At 73.7% G+C, this 20098-nt stretch carries 21 protein-coding genes; 13 read left to right on the top strand and 8 right to left on the bottom strand.

Going from position 1 to position 20098, the window contains the following annotated elements:
* Positions 1-46: 46 nt before the first annotated feature.
* On the top strand, positions 47-925 hold the full coding sequence (locus CFP66_RS32750; protein ID WP_094929084.1) for an alpha/beta fold hydrolase: 879 nt from the start codon (positions 47-49) through the stop codon (positions 923-925).
* Between the two features lie 39 nt (positions 926-964).
* Here the strand turns inward: CFP66_RS32750 and CFP66_RS32755 are convergent, their stop codons facing one another.
* The 5 genes from CFP66_RS32755 to CFP66_RS32775 form a co-directional block, all read right to left on the bottom strand.
* Positions 965-1465: an ATP-binding protein gene (locus CFP66_RS32755; protein WP_158228288.1), complete on the bottom strand. Its 501-nt coding sequence runs from the start codon at positions 1463-1465 to the stop codon at positions 965-967.
* Between the two features lie 95 nt (positions 1466-1560).
* Positions 1561-2535, bottom strand: coding sequence for a ribose ABC transporter permease (locus tag CFP66_RS32760; RefSeq protein ID WP_198961812.1), 975 nt, complete (start codon positions 2533-2535; stop codon positions 1561-1563).
* Positions 2532-4052, bottom strand: coding sequence for a sugar ABC transporter ATP-binding protein (locus CFP66_RS32765; protein WP_094929085.1), 1521 nt, complete (start codon positions 4050-4052; stop codon positions 2532-2534). The genes CFP66_RS32760 and CFP66_RS32765 overlap by 4 nt, the downstream gene beginning before the upstream one ends.
* Positions 4053-4066: 14 nt before the next feature.
* On the bottom strand, positions 4067-5047 hold the full coding sequence (locus CFP66_RS32770) for an ABC transporter substrate-binding protein (protein ID WP_094929086.1): 981 nt from the start codon (positions 5045-5047) through the stop codon (positions 4067-4069).
* Between the two features lie 66 nt (positions 5048-5113).
* Entirely contained in the window at positions 5114-6046 is a 933-nt protein-coding gene (locus CFP66_RS32775) for a LysR family transcriptional regulator (protein WP_094929087.1), read from the bottom strand.
* A gap of 71 nt (positions 6047-6117) precedes the next feature.
* Here CFP66_RS32775 and CFP66_RS32780 point away from each other — a divergent pair, with 71 nt between their 5' ends.
* From CFP66_RS32780 to CFP66_RS32795, 5 genes are all read left to right on the top strand, one after another.
* Positions 6118-7140, top strand: a complete 1023-nt coding sequence (locus tag CFP66_RS32780) for a YeiH family protein (protein ID WP_094929146.1) — start codon at positions 6118-6120, stop codon at positions 7138-7140.
* 16 nt (positions 7141-7156) lie between these two features.
* A complete protein-coding gene (locus CFP66_RS48100) occupies positions 7157-7300 on the top strand; it encodes a hypothetical protein (RefSeq protein ID WP_158228289.1) in 144 nt (47 codons plus the stop codon).
* Between the two features lie 11 nt (positions 7301-7311).
* Positions 7312-8730, top strand: a complete 1419-nt coding sequence (locus CFP66_RS32785) for an amidase (protein ID WP_094929147.1) — start codon at positions 7312-7314, stop codon at positions 8728-8730.
* Positions 8731-8812: 82 nt separating this feature from the next.
* Positions 8813-9637: an SAM-dependent methyltransferase gene (locus tag CFP66_RS32790; RefSeq protein ID WP_094929088.1), complete on the top strand. Its 825-nt coding sequence runs from the start codon at positions 8813-8815 to the stop codon at positions 9635-9637.
* Positions 9638-9648: 11 nt separating this feature from the next.
* Positions 9649-11796 (top strand): bifunctional diguanylate cyclase/phosphodiesterase, encoded by a 2148-nt coding sequence (locus CFP66_RS32795; protein ID WP_198961813.1) that lies wholly within the window; start codon positions 9649-9651, stop codon positions 11794-11796.
* Here the strand turns inward: CFP66_RS32795 and CFP66_RS48105 are convergent.
* Both CFP66_RS48105 and CFP66_RS32800 read right to left on the bottom strand, forming a co-directional pair.
* Positions 11750-11920, bottom strand: a complete 171-nt coding sequence (locus CFP66_RS48105; protein ID WP_158228290.1) for a hypothetical protein — start codon at positions 11918-11920, stop codon at positions 11750-11752. The genes CFP66_RS32795 and CFP66_RS48105 overlap by 47 nt on opposite strands.
* Before the next feature lie 22 nt (positions 11921-11942).
* A complete protein-coding gene (locus tag CFP66_RS32800; RefSeq protein ID WP_094929089.1) occupies positions 11943-12284 on the bottom strand; it encodes a GatB/YqeY domain-containing protein in 342 nt (113 codons plus the stop codon).
* Between the two features lie 62 nt (positions 12285-12346).
* On the opposite strand from CFP66_RS32800, the gene lipB reads away from it, so the two are divergent.
* The 5 genes from lipB (at position 12347) to CFP66_RS32825 (ending at position 17827) form a co-directional block, all read left to right on the top strand.
* Positions 12347-13012 carry a lipoyl(octanoyl) transferase LipB gene (gene lipB, locus CFP66_RS32805; protein WP_233159923.1) on the top strand — a complete coding sequence of 222 codons (666 nt, stop codon included), beginning with the start codon at positions 12347-12349 and terminating at the stop codon, positions 13010-13012.
* A 130-nt stretch (positions 13013-13142) separates the two neighbouring features.
* The gene (locus CFP66_RS32810) at positions 13143-14369 is read left to right on the top strand and encodes a macrolide family glycosyltransferase (protein ID WP_233159924.1); all 1227 of its coding nucleotides are present in this window, start codon (positions 13143-13145) and stop codon (positions 14367-14369) included.
* A gap of 454 nt (positions 14370-14823) precedes the next feature.
* Positions 14824-15540 (top strand): GAF and ANTAR domain-containing protein, encoded by a 717-nt coding sequence (locus CFP66_RS32815; RefSeq protein WP_094929090.1) that lies wholly within the window; start codon positions 14824-14826, stop codon positions 15538-15540.
* Between the two features lie 260 nt (positions 15541-15800).
* Positions 15801-16793, top strand: a complete 993-nt coding sequence (locus CFP66_RS32820; protein WP_094929091.1) for a sensor histidine kinase — start codon at positions 15801-15803, stop codon at positions 16791-16793.
* Positions 16790-17827 (top strand): DUF4185 domain-containing protein, encoded by a 1038-nt coding sequence (locus CFP66_RS32825; protein WP_094929092.1) that lies wholly within the window; start codon positions 16790-16792, stop codon positions 17825-17827. The genes CFP66_RS32820 and CFP66_RS32825 overlap by 4 nt, the downstream gene beginning before the upstream one ends.
* Here CFP66_RS32825 and CFP66_RS32830 read toward each other — a convergent pair.
* On the bottom strand, positions 17824-18024 hold the full coding sequence (locus CFP66_RS32830; RefSeq protein WP_094929093.1) for a hypothetical protein: 201 nt from the start codon (positions 18022-18024) through the stop codon (positions 17824-17826). The two genes, CFP66_RS32825 and CFP66_RS32830, sit on opposite strands and share 4 nt — an antisense overlap.
* A gap of 238 nt (positions 18025-18262) precedes the next feature.
* Between CFP66_RS32830 and CFP66_RS32835 the strand changes: the two genes are divergently transcribed.
* Complete coding sequence (locus CFP66_RS32835) at positions 18263-18640, top strand: DUF6319 family protein (RefSeq protein WP_094929094.1); 378 nt, start codon at positions 18263-18265, stop codon at positions 18638-18640.
* 20 nt (positions 18641-18660) lie between these two features.
* Positions 18661-20085, top strand: coding sequence for an SDR family NAD(P)-dependent oxidoreductase (locus CFP66_RS32840; RefSeq protein WP_094929095.1), 1425 nt, complete (start codon positions 18661-18663; stop codon positions 20083-20085).
* The last annotated feature ends 13 nt before the right edge of the window (positions 20086-20098 follow it).

The raw sequence follows: 20098 nt of genomic DNA on the forward strand, positions 1-20098 counted from the left end.
GGCGGGGTCGAGCATCGGTGCCACCCCGTTGAGAGGAGCAACAACGATGGAACCGACCATCCCCGGCTTCCACCAGGAGCGTGTACCCGGTGCCGACGGAGTGCGGCTGAACGTCGCGGTGGGCGGCAACGGCAGCCCGGTCGTCCTGCTGCACGGCTTCCCCCAGACCCACCTCATGTGGCGCCACGTGGCCCCCGAGCTGGCCCGCGACCACCTGGTGATCTGCCCGGACCTGCGCGGCTACGGCGCCAGCGACACGCCTGCCGCCACCGACCCGTCGGTCTACTCCAAGCGCACCATGGCCGCTGACGTCGTGGCGGTGGCGCGGCACCTCGGCGCGGACCGCTTCGCGCTCGCAGGTCACGACCGCGGCGCGCTGGTCGCGATCCGCGCGGGCCTCGACCACCCCGCGGCGGTGACGCACCTGGCCTCGCTGGACGTCCTGCCCACCCTGGACATGTGGGACATCCTCCATGGTGTCGATGCCTCCGTGGCGTTCCACCTCTACCTCATGGCGCAGCCACCGGGCCTGCCCGAGCGGATGATCGAGGGCAGCAGCGACGAGTTCTTCGGGTTCTTCCTCGACGCCTGGAGCCGGCACCCGGGCGCGATTCCGGCCGACGTCCGTGCAGCCTACCTGCGCGCCTGTCGGAACACGGTGCCCTCGATCGTCGCCGACTACCGCGCCTCGGCCGGGATCGACCTCGAGCACGACCGGGCCGACCGCGCCGCCGGGCACGTGTTGACCATGCCCGTGACCGTCGTGCAACAGGACTGGGGCGCCGCCCTCGGCTACGACGCGGCCGCGCTCTGGAAGCCCTGGGCCCGCGACCTCGAGCACCTGACCCTCGACCTGGGCCACTTCATGGCCGAGGAGGCCCCGGCGGACGTGCTCGAGGCCCTGCGCCACCTGCTCTCCCGCTGATCGGCACCGCCAGGGGAGGTGGCCCGGGTGGTCGCAGCCTCAGTGCGTGCGAAGTCGGGTGACCCGGCCCTCGCCCACCGGCTCGTCGGCCGGTTCGTCACGGGGTTCGTCGCGGGGTTCGTCGGCGACGGCGTCGAGCAGCGGCACGGGCCTGCTCGTCATCGTGACGACCGTCCCGCCCCCGTCATGACGGATCCGTACCTGCTCCATGCACTCGTGGACGGCGCGCAGCCCGTAGCCGGGTCCGCCGCTGCCCGGGTCGCGCCACCGGCCCTCGTCACGCACGACCACCACGATGCTGCGGTCGTGCGCACCGACGACGAGCCGGCCGACGACCTCGACGTCTCCCAGGTCCCCCGTCGCGTACGCGTGGTCCACCGCGTTCGTGCACGCCTCGCTGATCGCGAGGACGGCGTCGACACGGTCGGCCTCCGGCCACCGCAGCTGCTCCAGCCACGCGTTCAGGCCACCGCGGAAGAAGATCAGCTGCACCGGGTCGGCCGCGAACCGGATCCGGTAGTACCCCGTCACCCCCGTCACGCCCACAGCATGGCCATCCGCGGCGGGGCGCGCGACCGCTGGCGGGCGGGGGCGTCCGGGACCGCCGTCGTCCGGGAGCGGCGGTACCGCGCGGATCACCGCGCCCGCCAGTTCTTGAGGCTGTCCAGCGCGACGGCCACGACGATGACCGCGCCCTTGATGATGAGCTGGGTGAAGAACGGCACGTTCATCAGCACGAGCCCGTTGCTGAGGACCCCGATGATCAAGGCACCGACGAAGGTGCCGTAGATGCGTCCACGCCCTCCGAACAGCGACGTGCCGCCGAGCACGACCGCTGCGATCGCATCCAGCTCGTACCCCTCCCCCGCGCGCGGCTGCCCGGACTCGACGCGCGCGGCGAACATGACACCGGCCAGCCCGGCGGTGAACCCGGCGAGCAGGTAGACCCGCAGCAGCACCGACTTCACCTTGATGCCGGCCAGCCGGGCGGCCTCGACGTTGCCGCCGACGGCGTAGACGTGCCGTCCGAAGGTGGTGCGCTCCAGGATGAACCAGACGACGACGTAGGTGATCACCATGACGAGGACGGGCGAGGGGATGGCGGCGAAGTTGCCGTTGCCGAGCAGCCGGAAGCCCAGCTGGCCCTCGGCGATCAGGGGTTGGCCGTCGGTCAGGGCGTACGCCGTGCCACGCAGGTAGGTCAGCGCGCCGAGGGTCACGATGAACGCGGGCAGCGCGAGGTAGGCCACCAGCAGGCCGTTGAGCAGGCCGGCCGCGGCGCCCACGAGGATCCCCCCGACGACCGCGACGACGGCGGGCGCGCCACTGTTCCACAGCAGCACCGACGACACCCCCGCGACGCCGATGATCGAGCCGACCGAGAGGTCGATGCCGCCGGTGAGGATCACGACCGTCATGCCGGCGGCCAGTACCGCGTTGATCGAGACCGCGCGGGCGACGTTGAAGCCGTTGCTCAGGCTCCAGAAGTTCGGCGCGATCACCGCCATCAAGACGATCATGGCGAGCAGCACGAGGACGATGCCGTAGCGGTCCCACACCTGCGCGAAGGAGCGGCGCCCAGGGGCGTTCGCGGTCTCGGTCGCGGTCACCTCCCGCGGCCTCCGCCCTGGTCGGCGACCCCGGTGGCGTGCAGCATGACGGCCTCCTCCGTGGCCTCGGCCCGATCGAGCTCGGCGACGATCCGCCCACCGCGCACCACGAGCACGCGATCGCTGATGCCCAGGGCCTCGGGCAGGTCCGACGAGACGACCAGCACGGCGACGCCGTCGCGGGCCAGCTCGTTGATGATGCGGTAGATCTCGTACTTGGCGCCGATGTCGACGCCCCGGGTGGGCTCGTCGAGGATCAGCACCCGCGGCCCGACGGTGAGCCACCGCCCGAGCACCACCTTCTGCTGGTTCCCGCCCGAGAGGTGCCCCACCTCCTGGAGCGGGGACGTGCTGCGGATGCTCAGCGCCTCCATCTGCCTGCGGGCCGAGTCGGCGACGGCGCCGCGGCGCAGCACCCCGAGCCGGCTGAGCCGCTGCAGCGCCGACACGACGAGGTTGTCGCGGATCGACATCTGCGGGAACAGGGCCTGCTCCTTGCGGCTCTCGGGCAGCAGCCCGATGCCGTCCCTGATGCTCGCGGACGGGGAACGGCGCTCGAGCCGCTCGCCGTCGAGCGCGACGGAGCCGCCCCGCGCCCGGTCCGCGCCGTAGATCAGCCGGGCGATCTCGGTGCGGCCCGCCCCGATCAGGCCGACCATCCCGACCACCTCGCCGGCCCGCAGCTCCAGGTCGACCGGCCCGGTGCCGGCGCCGTCGGTGAGGCCCTCGGCCCGGAGCACGACGTCACCCGGGACGCGGTCGTCGTGGACGTAGAGCTCCTCGACGTCGCGACCGATCATCTGGCCCACCACCCGCTCCGGGGTGACGTCGGCCCGCTCGCTCGTGCCCACCCCGGCGCCGTCGCGGAACACCGTGACCCGGTCGGCGAGCCGCCATACCTCCTCCATGCGGTGGCTGATGTACACCAGCCCCATCCCGGCGGCCCGCATCTCGTCGATCAGGTCGAACAGCTGCCGGGCCTCCCGGTCCGACAGCGCCGCCGTCGGCTCGTCGAGGACCAGGATCCGCGCGTCCTCCGCGAGGGCCCGGGCGATCTCGACCAGCTGCTGGTGGCCGACGGACAGGCGCCGCATCGGCGAGCGGGGGTCGACGTCGGCGCGGACGCGCGCGAGCTTCTCGCCCGCGTCGCGCAGCACGCGCTTGCGGTCCAGCAGCCCCAGCCGTGTCCGGGGCTCGGCCCCGAGAGCGAGGTTCTCGGCCACCGTCATGTCCGGGACCGTGTTCAGCTCCTGGTGGATGATCGCGACGCCCAGCGCCGTCGCCTCGCTCGGCGAGGAGATCGTCACCGGCTGCCCGTCGATGCGGATGGTTCCCGCATCCGGGGCGTGCACGCCGGCGAGCACCTTCATCAGCGTGGACTTGCCCGCGCCGTTCTCGCCCATGAGCGCGTGCACCTCGCCCGCCGCGAGGTCGAAGTCGACGCCGCGCAGCGCCGGTGCGCCCCCGAACGACTTGGTGATGCCCTGCATCGTCAGCAGGGCCGTCGGTGTGGACATCCGTGGTCCCGCGCCTACTGCCAGCCCTCGTACTCCGCGAGGTTGTCCCGAGTGATCATCTGCGTCGGCACCAGCACCGACTCCTGCTCGAGCGGCTCACCCGCGAACAGCTGGCGGGCCATCTCCAGCGCGATGGCGCCCTGGGTGTTGGGGTCCTGCGCGGCCGTTCCGCGGAACATCGAGTCGGGCTTCTGCAGCTCCGCGACGGCCTCCGGGGACGCGTCGACGCCGACGATCACCAGGTCGGTGATCCCCGCCTGCTGGGCCGCGAGCGTGGCCCCCAGCGCCGTGGGGTCGTTGATCCCGAAGACGCCCGCCACGTCCGGGTGCGCGGTGAGCATGTCGGTGGTGATGGTCAGCGCCTCGGCGCGCCCGTTGTCGCCGCTCTGCTCGGCGACGATCGCGATCTGCGGGTAGGCCTCCAACGCACGCTTGCAGCCGGTGACCCGGTCCTGCACCGACGAGATCGGCGTGCCGTTGACCAGCAGGATCTCCCCCGCGCCGCCGATCTGGTCGGCCAGGTAGGTGCAGGCGATCTCGCCGGCCGCCGTGTTGTCCAGGGTGACCATCGCCTCGGCGCCGCGCGCCGCCACGTCCACCGCCACCACCCGGATGCCGGCCTCCTTGGCGCGGTCGACCGCGGGCCCGATGCCTTCGGAGTCGACGGCGTTGATCAGCAGGACGTCGATCTGCTGCTGGATGAACGCGTCGATCTGCTCGTTCTGGGCGCCGAGGTCCTGCCGCCCGTCCTGGACGTTGACGGTGGCGCCGAGCTCCTCCGCGGCCGCCTGCACGCCGTTGGCCATCGACTGGAAGAACGGGTTGCTGAGGTCCTGGACCATCAGCCCGATCGCCTCGACCTCGGCGCCCGGCCCGCCGCCGGTGTCGGTGGCGACCGGGTCACCCTCGCTGCACCCGGCCGCGAACGCGCACGCGAGGACCATCCCGCCCGCCACCAGGCGCGCGCGGGTCCGCCGGAACTGCCCAAGCATCATTGCTCGTACCTCGTTCTCGTCGCCCCCGCGCCGATCGAGCGGGGCGCTTGAAGCGCTTTCCGCGCGTCACCGTAGCCGTCGAACGACGCGAACGGGAGCTCTGGCTCCGGGCTGGGCGTGCCGGAGCAGGGCCGCGGCCGCACCGGCGGGACGGGTGCCCGCGTGCCACACCGCACGCAGGGTCCGGGACAGCTCGATTCCCGCGGTCGGCACCTCGACGAGCGTCCGCGCGGCGATGTCCGCGGCCACGACCAGCTCGCTGAGCAGGGCCGGACCGCCGCCTGCCAGCGCCGCGCTGCGGATGGCCGTGCTCGAGCCGAGCTCCAGCAACGGCCGGACGAGGTGCTCACCGTGCATCGCGACGGCCTGCTCCGCGGTCTCCCGGGTCCCCGAGCCGACCTCCCGGCTGATCAACGGGGTGCGCGCCAGCTCGGCGGCGTCGACCGGGCGGCGCCGCCGAGCCCAGGGGTGCGCCGGCGCCACCGCCAGCACCAGGCGATCGCGCCCCACCTCCCGCGAGCGCAGCCCGCTCAGGCGGCCCGGCGACTCGATGAACCCGAGCTCGACGGCGGCGTCGCGCACGAGGTCGCACACCCGGGCCGAGTTCATCACCTGCAGGCCGACGCGCAGCTCGGGTTCCGATCGACGCAGCTCGCCCAGCCAGGCCGGCAGCAGGTGCTCGGCGACGGTCAGGCTCGCGGCGATCCGCAGTTGCGCCGGCCCCTCCTGCCGCAGGACCTCGACCCCCTCGACGAGGACGTCCAGCTCGTCGAGCACCCGTTGCGCCCACCCGGTGACGAGCTCACCGGCCGCCGTCAACGCGGTGCCCCGGCGGCTGCGGTCGAGCAGGCGCACGCCCAGCCTGCGCTCGAGCGCGCTCATCCGCTTGCTGGCCGCGGGCTGGGTCGTGCCCGCCTGCACCGCGGCCGCGGTGAGGCTCCCGCGGTCGGCCACCAGCACCAGGAGCCGCAACGACTCGACGTCGGGAAGCCAGGTCATGCCCCCAGGTTATGACGTCAGGTCGGACCGACCGCTACCGGAGGACCCCCGCAACGGCGACCGTGGACATCATGAGCAGGACCGACGAGACCACGGGCAGCGGCGGGCGGGCGCTCGGCAGAGCCCGCCCGCTCCTGCCGGGCGTGCTGGCCGCCGCGATCGCCACCGGCATCGCGTTCGGCGCGAGCGCGCTGCTCCCGGCGGTCAGCGCGCTGACCGTCGCTGTGGTGCTCGGGGTCCTCGTCGGGCAGCTCATGCCGGGGTCGGCCCGCGCGGGCCTTCGCTTCGCGACCTCGCGGTTCCTGCGGCTCGGCGTGGTGCTGCTCGGCCTCCAGCTGGGCCTGAACGAGGTGTTCGGCCTCGGCGCCGCCACGGTGATCGCCGTCGTCGTGACGGTGCTCGTCGCCTTCGCCGGCTCGCTGCTCCTCGGGCGCGTCGTGGGCGTCTCCCCCGGCCTGGGCCTCATGGTCGCCACCGGCTTCTCCATCTGCGGAGCCTCGGCCATCGCGGCCATGGACAGCGTGGCGGAGACCGACGAGGAGGACGTGGCCACCGCGGTCACCCTCGTGACGCTCTACGGCAGCGCCGCGATCGCGCTGGTCCCGCTGGTCGGACGCAGCCTCGGCATGAGCGCCCCGCAGCTCGGGGCGTGGGCCGGGCTGAGCGTGCACGAGGTCGCCCAGGTCGTGGCCGCGGCCTCGCCCGCGGGTTCGGCCGCCGTCGGGGTCGCCGTGGTCGTGAAGCTGACGCGGGTCGCCCTGCTCGCGCCGATGGTCGCAGGCGTCAGCCTCGTGCAGCGCCACCGATGCGGTGCCGGCGGCGGGAAGCGCCCACCCCTCGTGCCGCTGTTCGTCCTGGGATTCCTCGCCACGATGCTGCTGCGCAGCACCGGGATCGTGGCGCCGGCCGTGGCGTCGGCCGCGCAGGTCCTCACGACCCTGCTGTTCGCGGCCGCGCTCTTCGGCCTCGGCAGCGCCGTGCGGATCGGCGCCCTGCTGCGCACCGGTCGCCGCGGCCTGGTCCTCGGGGCACTCTCCACGGGGCTCGTCGCCCTCGCCGGGCTCGCCGCCCTCACGCTCGCAGGCGCCTCCTGATCGCGCAACGACACGCGTGCACGCAGGCGCAGGCAGCCACGACTGCATGCGCCACCTGCGCATCGTGCTGGACGGCCTGTGCCTGCGCGGCGAACCCCTCCCCGGCCCGGTGGTCGACGACGCCGCACCCGGGGAGACGATGGGGCTTCCGCCCGACTGACGGAGGTGTTCGTGTCCACCGAGCTCTGCTACCGCACCGCGCGCGACCTGGCCGACCTGCTGCGCCGCCGGGAGGTGTCGGCCCGCGAGGTCGTCGCCGCGCACCTGCAGCGCATCGAGCGGGTGAACCCGGCGCTCAACGCGATCGTGACGCTCGTGCCCGAGCGGGCGCTCGCCGAGGCCGCCGCCGCGGACGAGCGGCTGGCCCGCGGCGAGCCGGTGGGCCCCCTCCACGGCCTGCCGGTGGCGCACAAGGACACGCACCTGACCGCCGGCATCCGCACGACATCGGGTTCCCCCCTGCTCAGCGACCACGTGCCCGACGCCGACGAGCTGATCGTCGAGCGGATCCGCGCCGCCGGGGCGATCACCATCGGGAAGACGAACGTGCCCGAGTTCGCAGCCGGCTCGCACACGTTCAACCCGGTGTTCGGGGCCACCCGCAACCCCTACGACGCCGGCCGCACGCCGGGTGGGAGCAGCGGTGGGGCCGCGGCCGCGCTGGCCGCGGGCCTGCACCCGATCGCCGACGGCAGCGACATGGGCGGCTCGCTGCGCAACCCCGCGTCGTTCTGCAACGTCGTCGGCCTGCGGCCCGCGCCCGGCCGCGTCCCCACCTACCCGAACCAGGCACCGTGGGCGACGATGTCGGTCCAGGGGCCGATGGCGCGCACCGTCGCCGACGCGGCGCTGCTGCTCTCGGTGATCGCCGGCCCCGACCCGCGCTCCCCGATCGCCATCGACGAGCCCGGCTCGGTGTTCGCCGGCCCGCTCGAGCGCGACCTCTCGGGCCTGCGCGTCGCGTGGACGCCCGACCTGGGCGCCACGGTGCCCGTGGACCCCGCGGTCGTGACGGCGCTCGCGCCGCAGATCGCGGCGTTCACCGACCTCGGGTGCACCGTCGAGGAGGCGTGCCCGGACCTCACCGGAGCCGACGAGGTGTTCCGGACCCTGCGGGCCTGGCAGTTCGACCTGGCGCTGGGGCCCGTGCTCGACCGGCACCGCGACCAGGTCAAGCCCAGCCTCGCCACCAACATCGAACAGGGCCGCGCACTCACCGGCGCCGACCTCGCCCGGGCCGCGGTGCTCCATGCCGCGCTCTTCCACCGGATGCGGGAGTTCTTCACCCGCTACGACCTGCTACTGCTGCCGGTGTGCCAGGTCCCGCCGTTCCCGGTCGAGCAGGAGTACCCCACCGAGGTCGCCGGCGAGGTGCAGCCGGACTACCTGGGCTGGATGCGCTCGGCCTACCTCGTCTCGGCCACCGGTCATCCCGCGCTGTCGGTCCCCGGCGGCTTCACCCCCGACGGGCTGCCGGTCGGGCTGCAGATCGTCGGTCCGCACCGCGGCGAGCTGGCCGTGCTGCGGGCGGGCCACGCCTTCGAGCAGGCAACCGGGGTGGGCCTGCGCCGCCCGGACCCGCCGTCCTGAAAGCGCGCAGATCGATCAACGCGCTCGCCTGCGGGCGACCATGTAAGTTCCGAGGGTGCAACGCCACTCGCGGGAGGAGTCGATGACGGAGTCCGCCGACTTGGCGTCCGGTGACTGGGCGTCCGGTGACCTGGACGCCGAACGTCCCAGCGCGGCGCGCGTGTACGACTTCTACCTGGGCGGATCGCACAACTTCCCGGCCGATCGGGAGATGGCCCGGCGCGCGATCGAGATGTGGCCGGAGCTCCCGCAGATCATGCAGGCCAACCGCGCCTTCCTGCGTCGCGCCGTCACCTACCTGCTCGATCGGGGCATCCGGCAGTTCCTCGACATCGGGTCCGGCATCCCGACGGTCGGCAACGTGCACGAGGTGGCACAGGCGGGCGCGCCGGACGCCCGCGTCGTCTACGTCGACATCGACCCGGTGGCCGTCGCGCACAGCAGGGCGATCCTCGCCGGGAACGACCGCACCGAGGTGATCCAGGCCGACCTGCGCGACGTCGACGCGGTGCTCGGCGACCCCCGCACCACCAGGCTGCTGGACCTGTCCGAACCGGTGGGCGTGCTGATGGTGGCGCTGCTGCACTTCGTGCCCCCCGAGGCCGACCCGGCGGCGATCATCCAGCGCTACCGCGCCCGGATGGCGCCGGGCAGCTACCTCGCCGTCTCCCACGCCACGCACGAGGGCGAGCCGGACCAGGCCGGCCCGCACACCGCCCTCTACCAACGCACCGGCACGCCGATGACGATGCGCTCGCGCGCCGAGGTCACCGCCTTGTTCACCGGCTTCGAGCTGGTGGAGCCGGGGGTGGTGTTCTTCCCGCAGTGGCGCCCGGACCCGGGCACCGATCCGGACGACCGCCCCGAGCGGTTCACCGGTTTCGTCGCGGTGGGGCGTCGGGAGTAGGGACCGGAGGCGTGGTCATCGGACCGGAGGACGGCACCGCCTGCGTGCGCCGCCGCTTCGCCGAGCGCTGGTCGGCGGCCGTCGCCGGCACCAGCTACGTGTCGCTGAAGCCCGACGAGCTCACGGACTACCTGGCCGGGCTCACCGACCGGCTGGTCGACGCGCTCGCCGCCCCCCGCCACGATCCGGCGCCGGCCCACCGGATCGGTGTCGAGCTGGTCGCCGCGCACTTCACCGGCCCCGAGACCATGCGGCGCTCGCTCACCGTGCTCGGCGAGGAGCTCCCCACGCTGGTCGCCGACCCGCTCCCACCGGACCTCGCGCGCCGCCTGGGCTCCACGCTCGGCGCGCTCGCGGCCGGGTACGCCGAGGCGTTGTGCGAGCGGACCCTCGACGAGCAGGAGGCGATCCGGCGCGCGATGCTGGCGGCGCGCCGGGAGTCCGAGGCGAAGCTCGCCACCAGCGAGTCCCGGCTGCGGGCGATGTTCACAGAGGCCGCGATCGGGATCGGGATCGCCGACCTGGAGGGCAACATCCAGGAGGTCAACCCCGCCCTCGTGCGGATGTTCGGCTACCCGGCGCAGGAGTTCACGCAGCGCAACGTCAGCGCGATGGTGCACCCGGACGACGCGCCGAGCGTCTGGCAGCTCTACGAGGAGCTCGTGCGGGGCCGGCGGGACCACTTCCGTGTCGAGAAGCGCTTCTTCCGGGCCGACGGCGCGATCATCTGGACGAACCTGACCGTCTCCCTGGTGCGCGACGCCGACGGCGCGCCCGCCTACCAGGTGGCGATGCTCGAGGACGTCACCGAGCGGCAGCAGCTGCAGGCCACGCTCGCGCACCTCGCCTACCACGACCCGCTCACCGGGCTGCCCAACCGCGCCCTGTTCTCGACGCGCCTCGCCGAGGTGTTCGCCGACCCCGTGAACCCGCGGCGCGTCGGGCTGTGCTCCCTGGACCTCGACGGGTTCAAGCGCGTCAACGACAGCCTGGGCCACGACGTCGGCGACCAGCTGCTGGTGGCCGTCGCGGGCAGGTTGGCCGAGTGCTGCGGCCCGGACCGGCTGCTCGCCCGGATGGGGGGCGACGAGTTCGTCGTGCTCATCGACGGTTCCTCGGGGGCCGCGGAGCTCGTCGAGCTCGCCGAGGAGATCATCACAGCGATGACCGCCCCGATCCGGTTGGACGGCCGGGACCTGAGCGTCACCACCAGCATCGGGATCGTGGAGCAGGCGGTCGCGGAGACGACCGCGGCCGAGCTGATGTCGGCCGCGGACATCACGCTCTACCGCGCGAAGCACGACGGCAAGGGACGCTACGCCGTGTTCGACCGGGGGCGCACCGACCAGGAGATCGCCCGGTTCACCCTCTCCGCCACGCTGCCCGCGGCGGTCGAGCGGGGCGAGTTCGTGGTGCACTACCAGCCGCTGATCACTCTGGCTGACGGTGCGCTCCGTGGGGTCGAGGCCCTGGTGCGCTGGCAGCACCCGACCTTCGGCCTGCTGCAGCCCGACCGCTTCATCGAGCTCGCCGAGGAGACCGGGGCGATCGTGACGCTCGGCCGCTGGGTGTTGGCGCACGCCTGCGCGCAGGCCCGGTCGTGGCGCGACGAGTTCGGTGCGGCGGCACCGTTCCTGTCGGTCAACCTCGCCCCCCGCCAGCTCGAGGAACCCGACCTGGTCGCCGACGTCACCGCGATCCTCCTCGACACCGGCCTGCAGGCCGCGCAGCTCCAGCTCGAGCTCACCGAGCAGGCCGTGATGCGCGACGAACCGGGACCGCTGAAGGCCCTGCGGGCGCTCGACGACCTGGGCGTCGGGATCGCGGTCGACGACTTCGGCACCGGCTACTCCAACCTCTCCGCCCTGCCCCGGCTCCCCGTTCGCGGGCTGAAGTTGGACGGCTCCTTCGTCAGGACGCTGCGCGGCGGCGACGCGACGGACCGCACCGACGAGCTGATCGTGTCCACCCTGATCGACCTGGCGCACGGTCTGGACCTCACGGTCACCGCCGAGGGCATCGAGACGGCCGACCAGCTGGAGCGGCTGCGCTCGCTCGGGTGCGACGTCGGGCAGGGCTGGCTCTTCGCGAAGGCCGTTCCCGCCGAGGGCATCACCGCCATGCTCCGCCGCCACGAGATCCGCGAGGATTCGGGCTGACGAGCTCGATCACGGCGTCGATGCCGCGGAGGTCGGCGATGAGCTCGGCCAGGTCGTGGGCGAACCCCTCCGACCCGGCGGGGTCCTCCCGGGTGGCGGCGGCCCCGGGCAACCAGCTCTGCACCTGTCAGAACCTCTCGACGCCGCTACATGTACCCGTCCAGGACCTCGGCCTCCGCGCGCGCCTGCTCGGCGAGGTCGCTGCGGCCGAGCTGCTGGTACCGCCTCGCAGCGGCCGAGCGCTCCTGCACCTCGGTCTCGACGATCACGCGCAGGTCGGCCTCGGTGAGCCGGCGGCGTTCGACGTCGGTGGCCCCCGGTCCGGTCGCCATTCCCCCGCGGTCTGCCCCGTGCTCGGCGGGCCGTGCCTCGGCGGGCACGGCCTCGGCGTTCTCGATGGCGGCGAGCGCGGACCGGAGCGCTGCGGTGGCCACGCGGTCGCGGGCCTTGAGCGCCGCGGTCAGGTCGGTCCGCATCTCGGCACGCATGCCGCGACCATAGTGGCGAGGCCGGCGGGAACACCCTCGTCCCGTCGCGCGAGGATCGACCCGTGACGACGACCGGCACGCGCAGGGCCCCCTTCCCCCGTCTCACCCGGATGGACCTGGGCGAGATCCCGTACGAGGAGGCCGTCGCCGCGATGGAGGGGTGGGCCGCGCAGTGCCGGGCCGGCAGCGCGGGCGACCGGCTCTTCCTGCTCTCCCACCCGCCGGTCGTGACCTACGGGCCGCGCACGCCGCGCCGGCACCTGCCGTCCGCGGCGTCCGGGCTGCCCACGGTCGAGGTCGACCGCGGCGGCCAGGCCACCTACCACGGTCCTGGTCAGATCGTCGGCTACCTCGTCGCGAACGTCCGCGAGCGCGGCCCCGCCGACGTCGTGCGCTGGATGGAGGCGGGCGTCATCGCCGCACTCGCCTCGCTCGGCTTCCCGGCCTGCCGACGCGACACGCCCCCGGGCGGTTCGAGCCTCGTGGGGGTCTGGACGCCCGACCACCGCAAGGTCGCCTCGATCGGCATGCGGATCCGCGGTGGGGTCAGCACCCACGGGTTCGCGCTCAACGTCGACCCGGACATGCAGGTCTTCGACGGGTTCGTCTCCTGCGGCCTGGCCGACCCCATGACGTCCCTGCGGGTCCTCGCCGACGAGGCGGGTCGCCCGGCACCTGCCGACCTCGACGTGCGCGACGCCCTGGCACGCGCACTCGGAGCGGTGTGAGACCCGCTCGCCGCCCTCGCCGCGGTGGCTCCGGCGGTGCTCGCGCGGTACCGGCAGTTCCGGGCCACGCCGGCCACCACCACCGGGCAGCCCGCCGGGGCACCCGGACCGAGCTGACGAGGTGCCGAGGATGAGTCGAGTGGTCATGGCCGGTATGCCCGCGGCGGGGCACGTCAACCCGAGCCTGCCCGTCGTGCGGGCTCTGGTGGACCACGGTGTCCAGGTCATCTACTACACCGCCGAGGAGTTCCGCGGCCCCGTCGAGCGGGCCGGCGCCCGGTTCCACCCCTACCCGGCGGGGACGATCTCCGCGGCGGACATCGCCGAGGCCACCCGCAGCGGCAGCCCGCTACGAGTGGTCACCCGGATCCTGACCGCCACGGAATCGCTGCTGCCGTTCCTGCTGGCCGAGCTCCGCGCCGAGCGGCCCGACGCGGTCGCGTTCGACTCCAACGCCGTCTGGGGGCGCATGGCCGCGACGGGTGCCCGCCTCCCCGGCATCTCGCTCATGACCACCATGATGGTGGGCAGCCGCGAGCTCAGGAGCATGACGATCCGGGAAGGGCTGCACTTCGCCCGGGCCGCCGTGCCGGACGTCCCCGCGGTGCGCGCGGCGAAACGGCGGGTGGTGCGCCGCTTCGGCGAAGAGCTCTTCCCGCCCCGACCGACGTTCCCGATCCGGGGCGAAGTGACGATCTTCCCGATCCCGCGGTGGATGCAGCCGCCCAACCCGCTGGTCGACGAGCGCTGCCACTTCGTCGGCCCCACGCTCGACACCGAGGCACGCGACGAGGAGCTGGACAGCGAGCTCGCCGCCCACCTGGACGCTCCCGAACCGCTCGTCCTGGTGTCCCTCGGCACGCTGCACGCGGGCGCCGACGAGTTCTTCCGCACCTGCTTCGAGGTGCTCGCCGACCTCCCCGCACGCGTCCTGCTCTCCGTCGGCTCCCACCCCGGTCCCGCTCGGCTCGGCCGGCCCCCCGCGAACACCCTCGTCCGCGCGTCGGTGCCGCAGCTGCAGGTCCTGCGCCGAACCGCGGTGTTCGTCACCCACGGGGGCATGAACAGCGTGCTGGAAGGCCTGGTGAACGGGGTGCCACTCGTCGTGCTCCCCCAGCAGTTCGAGCAGCTGGTCATCGGACGCGCCGTCGCCGACCGCGGCGCCGCGGTCGTCCTGCGCCACAACCTCTCGAACCGACCCGTGCCTCCTGCGGCCTTGCGCGCCGCCGTCGAGCAAGCGCTCACCGACCCGGCACACCGCACCTCGGCCCGGGCGCTGGCCGCCACCCTGTCCGCGGACGGGGGCGCCGCGGCGGGCGCGGCCGCGATCTGCGAGCTCCTGGGCAGGAGTTCCTGAGCAACTCATTCCGTACCGGTCCCGACCCCCTCGCCGGGACCGGTACGGCGGGCAGCACCTCGCGCGCTCCCCAGTTCGCGAGATGCGAGTTCATGAAGGCGTCACGGCGCGGCGACCTCCGGACCACCGCCGCTACGAGCCCCTGGCGGCTGCCCGCCCGAGGGCGGTGGTGGTGGCGCGGGGGACGGTTGCGGCCGTCGTCCGTTACCGGTGCACATGCTCACCTCGCTCCCGCCGGGCACAGCGCGACGTAGGACGGCCCGGCGCATCGATCTGGATCGGCCGCCGGGGTCCGGAGCGGTGACTATGAGAAGTACTCCCAGGTCGGGGCAGGTGGCTAGGTCCGTCCGGGGGAACGTCCTCCGACCTCGCGGCGACCGCCCCCGATCGCTACGCTGCACAGGCGACCGACGGCGGTCGCGTCGCGCCCCTCGCAGAGAAGGGGGCCTACGGTATGCGCAGCGATGAGCTCACCGGAGCGCTCGTCGAGTTCGCGGACACGCTGGTGGCCGACTTCGACATCGTCGAGTTCCTCCAGCGGCTCACCGACCGGTGCGTCGAGCTCCTCCCGGTCGATGCCGCCGGACTGGTGCTCGGCAACGGGGCGGGCGAGCTGTATGTGGTGGCCGCCACCTGCGACGACGCCCGCCTGGTCGAGACGTTCCAGCTGCACGTCGACGAGGGCCCCTGCGTGGAGTGCTACCACAGCGGGCGGCCGGCGGCCGCCGCTGACCTCGCCACGGCCGGCCGCAGATGGCCACAGCTCGCCCCGGCGCTGCAGCAGCTCGGCTTCTCCGCGGTGCACGCGTTGCCGATGCGGTGCCGGGCGGAGGTGATCGGGGCGATGAACCTGTTCCACCGGGCGCCCGGCGAGCTGGACGCCACCACCGCAGCGATCGCGCGCGGGTTCACCGACGTGGCCACGATCGGCATCCTGCAGCAGCGAGCGCGCCGCGAGCAGGAGGTGCTCGTCGAGCAGCTCCAGGCGGCCCTCACCAGCCGGGTGCTGATCGAGCAGGCCAAGGGGATGCTCGCCGAACGGCTCAACCTCGACGCCGAAGAAGCCTTCGGCCTCCTGCGGCGGCACGCCCGCAGCGGCAACCGGCGTCTCACCGATCTCGCCACCGACGTCATCGAGGGCCGGATCGACGTCTCGCACCACTCGCCGTGACCGCCCGGCCGGCTCCCGCCCGGAACGCTCAGCGCGCATCTCCACCGGGAGCGGAGAGCGCCTCGTCCACGCTGTGGTGGACGCTCACCACCCGCGCCATCCCGGTGATCTCGAAGGGGCGCGCCGGCACGACCCCCGACCTGCATCGCGCTCTGCCCGAGAACGCCAGGAGGCCGGCGCCGTAGCCGGGCGACGGACGGCCCGTAGCATGGACGGCTCGGGCGGCGGGGACGCGACCACCGGAGACGGGACGGTAGGCGATGCAGGCGGCAACGGCGCTCGACGGTGACCGGTTCGCGCATCCGGCCCTGTTCTACCGGGGCGAGGACGCTTATCTCGCGGGCACGTTGCCGTTCGTCCGCGACGGCCTCGCCGCCGGTGATCCCGTCGCGGTGGCGGTCCCCCGGCCGAACCTGTCGCTGCTGCGCACCGCGCTGGGCGACGCCGCGCAGGACGTCCTGCTGCTCGACATGTCCGAGGTGGGGCGCAACCCCGGCCGGATCCTGGCGGAGGTGCTCCACGCCGCCGCCGACCGGCATCCGGACCGGCACGTGCGGATCATCGGGGAGCCGATCTGGCCCGGCCGCACCACGCTGGAGTACCCGGCCTGCGTGCAGCACGAAGCCTTGATCAACCTGTCGTTCCGCGGGCGGCACGTCACCGTCCTGTGCCCCTACGACGCGGAGGGTCTCGACGCGGCGGTTCTCGCGGACGCCGCGCAGACCCATCCCCTCCTGATCGAGGACGGCGGGCGGCGGGCCAGCAGCACCTACGCGCCCGAGCGCGCCGTCTCCAGGATGAACACGGCACTCCCCGAGCCGCCGGCGCGGCCGTTCGACTTCGACGCCTCGCTCCTCGGCGCCGCCCGACGGATCGCGGCCGCCGGGGCCGAGCACGCCGGGCTCTCCGAGGACCGGGTCGACGACTTCGTCCTCGGGATCGGCGAGCTCACCGCCAACAGCATCCAGCACGGAGGCGGCCGCGGCACCCTGCACGTCTGGGTCGAGGACGGCATGCTCGCGGGCGAGGTCCGCGATTCCGGACGGTTCGACGATCCGCTCGCGGGCCGCCGCCGCCCGCCGGACACGAGCCTCGGCGGCCGCGGGCTCCAGGTGGTGCACCACATCGCGGACCTGGTCCGCACCCACGTCGGGCCGCACGGCACGACCACCCGCCTCTACCTCCGGCTGGGCAGGCCCAGGCTCCGCAGCACCAGTCCGTCCGGGCGGCGCCGTTCGTCCGCAGAGGCGTGACCGACCGGCTCGCCACCAAGGTCACCGACCTCACGGGCCCCGGGATCACCGACCGGTTCGGGATCGGTGGCACCGACCTGGGCACCACCACCACCGCCCCGCACGGGCACCTGGTCTCGGTCTTCGGCGACACGTTCCGCCACGCCGGGGTCGGCGGCCCCGGTTGGCGCTCGCCGGTCGTGCTGTTCGCCGACCCGGCGAGCGTCCGCACCGGGCTGCGCTGGACGGGTTCCGCCGGGCGCGGTGCGCACGCCCGCCAGGTGGTGCGCTACCTGCACCACGGCTGGCGCCGCCGGGGCCTGCGGCTGCGTCGACTGACGACCGTCCTGCCCACCGACGTCCTCACCATCGGCGACGACATGTACCTGCACGTCATGGTGTGCCGGGAGCTGGGCAACGTGCTCTGGACCGAGCTGCACCGCTCCCGGGACGGCGGGCGCACCTGGCGTCCCACCGGCACCCGCTGGCCCGCGGAGCGGCACGACGGACTGTTCCAGATGCTCACCTGGGAACGCGGCGCGGACGGTTGGGTGTATGCACTCACCACCGGCTTCCAGCGCGCGCACGGCCTGCTGCTGCACCGGGTGCCCGAGACAGCGCTCACCGACCCCGCGGCGTGGCAGACCTGGGGCCTCGACGCCGGCCGGTGGGGATGGGGCAACCCGCCCACCCTCGTGCTCGACGGGCGGTTCGGGGAGTTGTCCCTGCGCCGCGTCCCCGACGGGGAACGCGAGCGCTGGGTGCTGTCGGTGTTCGACGACGGCCGCTACCGCATCGACGTCCGGGTGCTGGACGGGCCGACGGCCGACCTGCACGCCGCCCCCCTGGCCACGGTGCTGCGCGGCTGCGGCTGGGACGGCGAGGACCACGCGGGCGGGCACGTCGCGCAGCTCTACGGCGGGTACGTGCTACCCGGCTCCACGGTGCGCGAGCTGCACCTCGTGGTGAGCCAGTGGAACACCGCCACGAACTGGCCCTACCGGTCCATGCAGTTCCGCACCGACGTCTCGGACCTGCACGGCGGGTCCGGTTAGCGCGCCACGGGTTCCCCACGCCCGGCCAGGCCGAGCATCGCCAGCATCTCCGCGCAGTCCTCGGCGTCGGTGGAGTGTCCGGCGACGACGCGAGCGGCGCGCCGGTGCTGCATGTCCGACTCGACCGCCGCGGCCGCCTGTGCGGCGGCGAAGCGCCCGGTCTCGTTGGCGTGGGAAGGGTCTCCGGTCCAGCTCATGCGTCCGTACTCCCTCGATCGTCGCGCCGGTGGGCTTGCGGCCGACGCGACCGTGCGTCAGGCGGCGATCTGCACGAGGCGCACACGGTGTGCCCGCCCGACCTGACCCGCTGACCCTACCCGTACCGCCGTTGCGCGGCAGGAACTCCGGCCGAGCCGTGCCGCCGACGAGGCCGTCGAACAGTTGTTCTAGGATCAGCCCGGCCCACCACGTCGTCACGAGGGAGCACCCGCAGCGATGAGCACGCCCGAAGAAGCCGGCAGCACCGCGAGCCCGGACGCTCCGACCGCCACCGAGCCCGCGAAGCCGCGTCGCGGCAGGCCGAAGGGCTCCACCGCGCGCACCACCCGCACGATCGAGCTCACCCTCACCGTCACCGGCACGGCCGACGGCGACTGGCAGGCCGAGCTCAAGCAGGGCAGCACGTGGCTCAGCCGCGGCCTGCCCGTGTCGGCCACGGCCGTGTCGAGGGCGGTGCAGGAGCTGCACGCGGAGCTGGCCGGTCCGATCGACGCCGTGATCGGCGCGGCGCGGGAGCAGCGCGCCGCCCGGGTCGCGGCGCTGGAGGCCGAGCTCGAGCAGGCGCGCAAGGCGCTGGCGGAGATCGAGGAATAGCCCGCACGTAAGCTTCCCGGGTGTCCGGCATCGACCCCGACGATCTGCAGGCGTGCCTCCGGGTACTCGCCGAGGTCACCGCCCTCCCACCCGAACACCCCGACGCGGTCCGCGTCCGCCGGGCCACCGCAGGCATCTACAAGTCGGTCAAGCTGGCCCGGCGGGCCGCCAAACGGGATGCGGTCGCGGCGGCCGACGGTGCGGTCACCGCGGCCACCGCCACCGGCGCGCCCGGCCGGATCGACGACGAGACGCAGGGCCTGCCGCTGGTGTCGCAGGCTGTCGGAGCCACCGCCGGCAGGTTGTTGCGCCCGCGCGCCTGCTACACATGCAAGAACCGCTACCACGAGGTGGACGCGTTCTACCACCAGCTCTGCCCGCCCTGCGCGGCCCTGAACCGCAGCAAGCGCGACGCCCGCACCGATCTCACCGGGCGGCGCGCCCTGCTCACCGGCGGCCGGGCGAAGATCGGGATGCACATCGCCCTGCGCCTGCTGCGCGACGGCGCGCACACCACGATCACCACGCGGTTCCCCACCGACGCCGTGCGCCGCTTCTCCAGCCTGCCCGACAGCGCCGACTGGCTACACCGGCTGCGCGTCGTCGGCATCGACCTGCGAGACCCGGCCCAGGTCGCCGCCCTCGCCGACACCGTCTCCGCGCAGGGCCCACTCGACATCCTGATCAACAACGCGGCGCAGACCGTGCGCCGCTCCCCCGACGCCTACGCGCCCCTCGTCGCGGCCGAGCGCGCGCCGCTGCCTGCCGGCTCGCCGGTGGAGGTGCTCACGTTCGACCACGTCCGTGACGACCACCCGCCCGCGCTCACCGGCGTCGTCGGTGGGCACCGGACCCCCGCTGCCCTCACCGCGCTCGCCCTCACCGCCCGCAGCGCCTCACCGGAGCGGATCAGCGCGGGTACCGCGGTGGACGCGGGCGGGCTGCTGCCCGACACGGCGCCGGAGAACAGCTGGACCCAGCGTGTCCACGAGATCGACCCGCTCGAGCTGCTCGAGGTGCAGCTCTGCAACCAGACCGCCCCGTTCATCCTCATCAGCGCGCTGCGGCCTGCGCTGGCCGCGTCGCCCGCGCGGCGCAAGTACGTGGTGAACGTCAGCGCGATGGAAGGCCAGTTCAGCCGCGCCTACAAGGGCCCCGGTCACCCGCACACCAACATGGCCAAAGCCGCCCTGAACATGCTCACCCGCACCAGCGCGGGCGAGTTGCTCGAGAGCGACGGCATCCTGATGACTGCGGTCGACACCGGCTGGATCACCGACGAGCGGCCGCACCCCACCAAGCTCCGGCTCGCCGACGAGGGCTTCCACGCCCCGCTGGACCTGGTCGACGGCGCCGCGCGCGTGTACGACCCGATCGTGCGCGGCGAGGCGGGCGAGGACCTGCACTCCTGCTTCCTCAAGGACTACGCCCCCGCGAACTGGTGACCGCGGGGCCACC

This window comes from Pseudonocardia sp. MH-G8 (genome assembly GCF_002262885.1).
GTDB lineage: Bacteria > Actinomycetota > Actinomycetes > Mycobacteriales > Pseudonocardiaceae > Pseudonocardia.

Excerpts from the sequence above, each read along its gene's own strand:
- CFP66_RS32835 (WP_094929094.1), top strand. The coding sequence starts at position 18,263 with ATGAGCACGCCCGAAGAAGCCGGCAGCACCGCGAGCCCGGACGCTCCG.
- CFP66_RS32790 (WP_094929088.1), top strand. The coding sequence starts at position 8,813 with ATGACGGAGTCCGCCGACTTGGCGTCCGGTGACTGGGCGTCCGGTGAC.
- CFP66_RS32770 (WP_094929086.1), bottom strand. The coding sequence starts at position 5,047 with ATGATGCTTGGGCAGTTCCGGCGGACCCGCGCGCGCCTGGTGGCGGGC.
- CFP66_RS32830 (WP_094929093.1), bottom strand. The coding sequence starts at position 18,024 with ATGAGCTGGACCGGAGACCCTTCCCACGCCAACGAGACCGGGCGCTTC.
- CFP66_RS32810 (WP_233159924.1), top strand. The coding sequence starts at position 13,143 with ATGAGTCGAGTGGTCATGGCCGGTATGCCCGCGGCGGGGCACGTCAAC.
- CFP66_RS32815 (WP_094929090.1), top strand. The coding sequence starts at position 14,824 with ATGCGCAGCGATGAGCTCACCGGAGCGCTCGTCGAGTTCGCGGACACG.
- CFP66_RS32765 (WP_094929085.1), bottom strand. The coding sequence starts at position 4,052 with ATGTCCACACCGACGGCCCTGCTGACGATGCAGGGCATCACCAAGTCG.
- CFP66_RS32780 (WP_094929146.1), top strand. The coding sequence starts at position 6,118 with ATGAGCAGGACCGACGAGACCACGGGCAGCGGCGGGCGGGCGCTCGGC.
- CFP66_RS32800 (WP_094929089.1), bottom strand. The coding sequence starts at position 12,284 with ATGCGTGCCGAGATGCGGACCGACCTGACCGCGGCGCTCAAGGCCCGC.
- CFP66_RS32820 (WP_094929091.1), top strand. The coding sequence starts at position 15,801 with ATGCAGGCGGCAACGGCGCTCGACGGTGACCGGTTCGCGCATCCGGCC.
- CFP66_RS32750 (WP_094929084.1), top strand. The coding sequence starts at position 47 with ATGGAACCGACCATCCCCGGCTTCCACCAGGAGCGTGTACCCGGTGCC.
- CFP66_RS32775 (WP_094929087.1), bottom strand. The coding sequence starts at position 6,046 with ATGACCTGGCTTCCCGACGTCGAGTCGTTGCGGCTCCTGGTGCTGGTG.